Here is a 2,823-nt window from a genome sequence, read left to right on the forward strand (position 1 = left end):
CCCATCATCGGCCCCATGGTCTGCATCAGCATGGCAAAGCGCCGCTTGCCCATCTTGGCCTTCATCATCTCCAGCATCGGCGCCATCTGGGTCATCATGTCCTGGCCGCCGGCGCCGCCGCCGCCGAAACCGGCGAACTGCGCCTTCGCCGGCACGCTCGTGAACGAGAACAGCAGCAGCACGGCTGCCGCCTGGCAGATTACCTTGTCAGCTCCTCGCATCGCCCGCTCCTTGTGATGGCTTGCTCACGTGTGCGCGGCTCCGCGGGAAGCGCGGAGCCGAATGGACGCATGGGGCCATCGTTACGGCGCGGGAGGCGGGGGCTCTGTGAGAAAAATCACACAGGAATCGGTCAGGCTGCGGCGGGCGGAAATGCCCGGTGCATGGCAGCCACGGCGAGCTTGGTCTGCCCCTCGACGTAAGGCGCGAACGCGTTGGGCAGGAGATCGATGGTCCAGAGCAGCCGGCACTTCGCCGCACCGTCGGCGATGACCTGAACCACCGCGTTATAGTGCGTCACCCGCTCGTTGCTAATGGCATAGACCAGCCGTTTCCGCGCCTCGTCGCAATCGACCAGCATCTCGCGCGCCACCACGCCGTTGGCAAAGGTGACGATGCGCGCGTCGCCGTCGGTTTCGCAGACGGTGACGAAGCCCGGCGCCAGCCGCCGGTCCACCGCGCCGAAATCGCGCACGGCGTCCCACACGGCGGAGGCGGGGGCGTTGAGAGGAATGTCGTTGTGGATGGTGGCCATGGGTTGGAGTCCTTGCTATGACGGAGTCGGCGGCTGCACCTCACGCGCACACCGCCTCGACATTGTTGCCGTCGGGATCGATCAGGAACGCGGCGTAGTAGGTCGGGCCGTAATCCTTGCGCGGACCGGCGCCGCCATTGTCCTTGCCGCCCGTCTTCAGGCCTTCGCTGTGGAATTTCTTCACTGCGTCGTGGTCCTTCGCACGGAAGGCGATGTGGGCGCCGTCCGCTTTCCGGCCCTTGTTCAGGTGCAGCCAGAGCGACGGCGCGCCCTTGGGGCCGAAGCCGGCATAGCCGTCGCCGCTCGAGCACAGGACATGGCCGAGGGGCGCGAGCACCGCGGTGTAGAAGCGGGTCGAGGCGTCGAGGTCGGCGACGCGGATTCCGATGTGGTCGTACATGGTCGTCTCCATTGCGAAAGTGCGCCGGATCGGCGCGAGCCGGAGACGACCCTAGTCAGTTGAGGCCGATGCGTTCTTGGAAAATCTTGCGCATCCCGCGCGAGGCCTGGCGGAATTTCGAGGGCGACACGCCGGCAGCGCGATGGAAGGTGCGCACGAAGTTGGAGAGATCTCCGAACCCGACGTCGTAGGCGATGTCGGTGATCGCGATGTCGGCATCCGTCAGCAGCCGCGCGGCGTGCCGCAGCCGCGAGCGCAGGAGATATTGATGCGGGGTGACGCCGAGCACGGCCGAGAACAGCCGCAGGAAATGGAATGGGCTCAGCCCCGCCTGCCGCGCGGCATCCTCCAGCTCGATCTCGCGGCCAAAATTGTCGTCGATCCACAGCGCGGCCTCGACCGCGCGGCGCCGGTCGCGCGCGGTGGGCGAGGCTGGCTTGCGCGTCTTGCCGGAGATCGTCTCGACGAAGCGGCCGGCAAACAGCTGCCCGATCTCGTCGAGGCCCAAATCACTGTGAGAGTCACTGCCGGAGCCGCTGCTGCCATCTGCCGCCGCCTGGGCCATCTCGCCCAGCACCATCAGCTCCGGCAGCGGCGGCGCGGCGCCGACCTGCCAGGCGGCGCGCGTTCCGCCGAGCGCCTCGACCAGTTCCTCACTGAGGAAGAACGACAGGCACTCGTCGCCGCTGACATGCTCGTGGGTGCAGGTGTATTCCTCGCCGGGATGGCCGACCAGCACCGAGCCCGCCACCAGTTCGAAGAAGCCGGCGCGGCAATGGCAGCCAAAGCTGCCCGAGTGGACATAGGCGAGCGAGTGGCCGGTGCGATATTCGGCGAACGGCGCGGCGCCCGGTCCTGCATCGCAGCGAAACCGGGACACCGTCATCGAGGGTGTCGTCAAAAGCGTGGTCGCTTCCATCCAGCCTATTTAGGTGGAGGCTCGCGGTGGGGCAACTGGCAGCAGCACCTCGAACAGCGTCTTGCTGGCGATCGGGTGCGCGCCCTCGATCGAGAGCAGCCGGCGCTTGGAGATCGCTCCGCCATAGGCCGAGATCCGGTCGGCATAGTTGCCGGCCTCCAGCACGCGGTGGCAGGGCACGACGATCATGAACGGGTTCCTCGCCAGCGCCTGCGCCACCGAATGCGCGGCGCTCGAGGTCCCCAGCGCTCGTGCGATTTCGTGATAGGTGCGGGTGTCCCCGCGCGGGATGCCGCGGACGACATCGTAGGCGCGGCGGTCGAACGCCGGTACGTCGCCCATGTCGAGAACGATATCGCCGAGCTCGGCGCCATCGCCGTGCAGCACGGCCGCGATCGCTTCGATGGCGAGCTCGGAATTGAACGAGGGGTGCTGCTCGCGGGCCTCAGGATGGGCCTGGTAGATGCGCCGCCGGGTGTCGATCTCCCGGGCCTCGGGCAGCTGCACGGCGACCACCCCGGCATTGCTCCAGACGATGCCGCAGCGCCCTATCGCCGTGTCGAAAATCGCGTACGCACGCCCCACCATGTGCACGCCCCGTTGACTTGTGCACGCCTCTTCCCCGACTTGCGATCATAGCACCGTCACAATTCCGCGCACCCGAAATCTTGCCCCGGAGTTAACGATCGTCCGGGCGGCGGCGCCAAACCGCTTGGCGCGGCGCGCCGTCTCGGCTAATCAGGTGGGGCG

Annotated in this window: 4 protein-coding genes and 1 pseudogene; all 5 read right to left on the reverse strand. The window is 67.3% G+C overall.

Features of this window, described 5'->3' with window-relative positions:
- A pseudogene (locus KGM94_RS24710) lies at positions 1 to 221 on the reverse strand (hypothetical protein); the annotation flags it as partial.
- Between the two features lie 131 nt (positions 222 to 352).
- The gene (locus KGM94_RS24715; RefSeq protein WP_300265209.1) at positions 353 to 754 is read right to left on the reverse strand and encodes an SRPBCC family protein; all 402 of its coding nucleotides are present in this window, start codon (positions 752 to 754) and stop codon (positions 353 to 355) included.
- A 40-nt stretch (positions 755 to 794) separates the two neighbouring features.
- Positions 795 to 1,154 carry a VOC family protein gene (locus KGM94_RS24720; protein ID WP_300265212.1) on the reverse strand — a complete coding sequence of 120 codons (360 nt, stop codon included), beginning with the start codon at positions 1,152 to 1,154 and terminating at the stop codon, positions 795 to 797.
- 55 nt (positions 1,155 to 1,209) lie between these two features.
- Positions 1,210 to 2,073: an AraC family transcriptional regulator gene (locus KGM94_RS24725; RefSeq protein ID WP_300265215.1), complete on the reverse strand. Its 864-nt coding sequence runs from the start codon at positions 2,071 to 2,073 to the stop codon at positions 1,210 to 1,212.
- A 9-nt stretch (positions 2,074 to 2,082) separates the two neighbouring features.
- Complete coding sequence (locus tag KGM94_RS24730) at positions 2,083 to 2,661, reverse strand: methylated-DNA--[protein]-cysteine S-methyltransferase (RefSeq protein WP_300265218.1); 579 nt, start codon at positions 2,659 to 2,661, stop codon at positions 2,083 to 2,085.
- Between the last annotated feature and the right edge of the window lie 162 nt (positions 2,662 to 2,823).

Origin of the sequence: Bradyrhizobium sp. (genome assembly GCF_028868675.1) — a bacterium.
GTDB lineage: Bacteria > Pseudomonadota > Alphaproteobacteria > Rhizobiales > Xanthobacteraceae > Bradyrhizobium.

Coding starts and splice junctions, on each gene's coding strand:
- KGM94_RS24715 (WP_300265209.1), bottom strand. CDS start 754: ATGGCCACCATCCACAACGACATTCCTCTCAACGCCCCCGCCTCCGCC.
- KGM94_RS24720 (WP_300265212.1), bottom strand. CDS start 1,154: ATGTACGACCACATCGGAATCCGCGTCGCCGACCTCGACGCCTCGACC.
- KGM94_RS24725 (WP_300265215.1), bottom strand. CDS start 2,073: ATGGAAGCGACCACGCTTTTGACGACACCCTCGATGACGGTGTCCCGG.
- KGM94_RS24730 (WP_300265218.1), bottom strand. CDS start 2,661: ATGGTGGGGCGTGCGTACGCGATTTTCGACACGGCGATAGGGCGCTGC.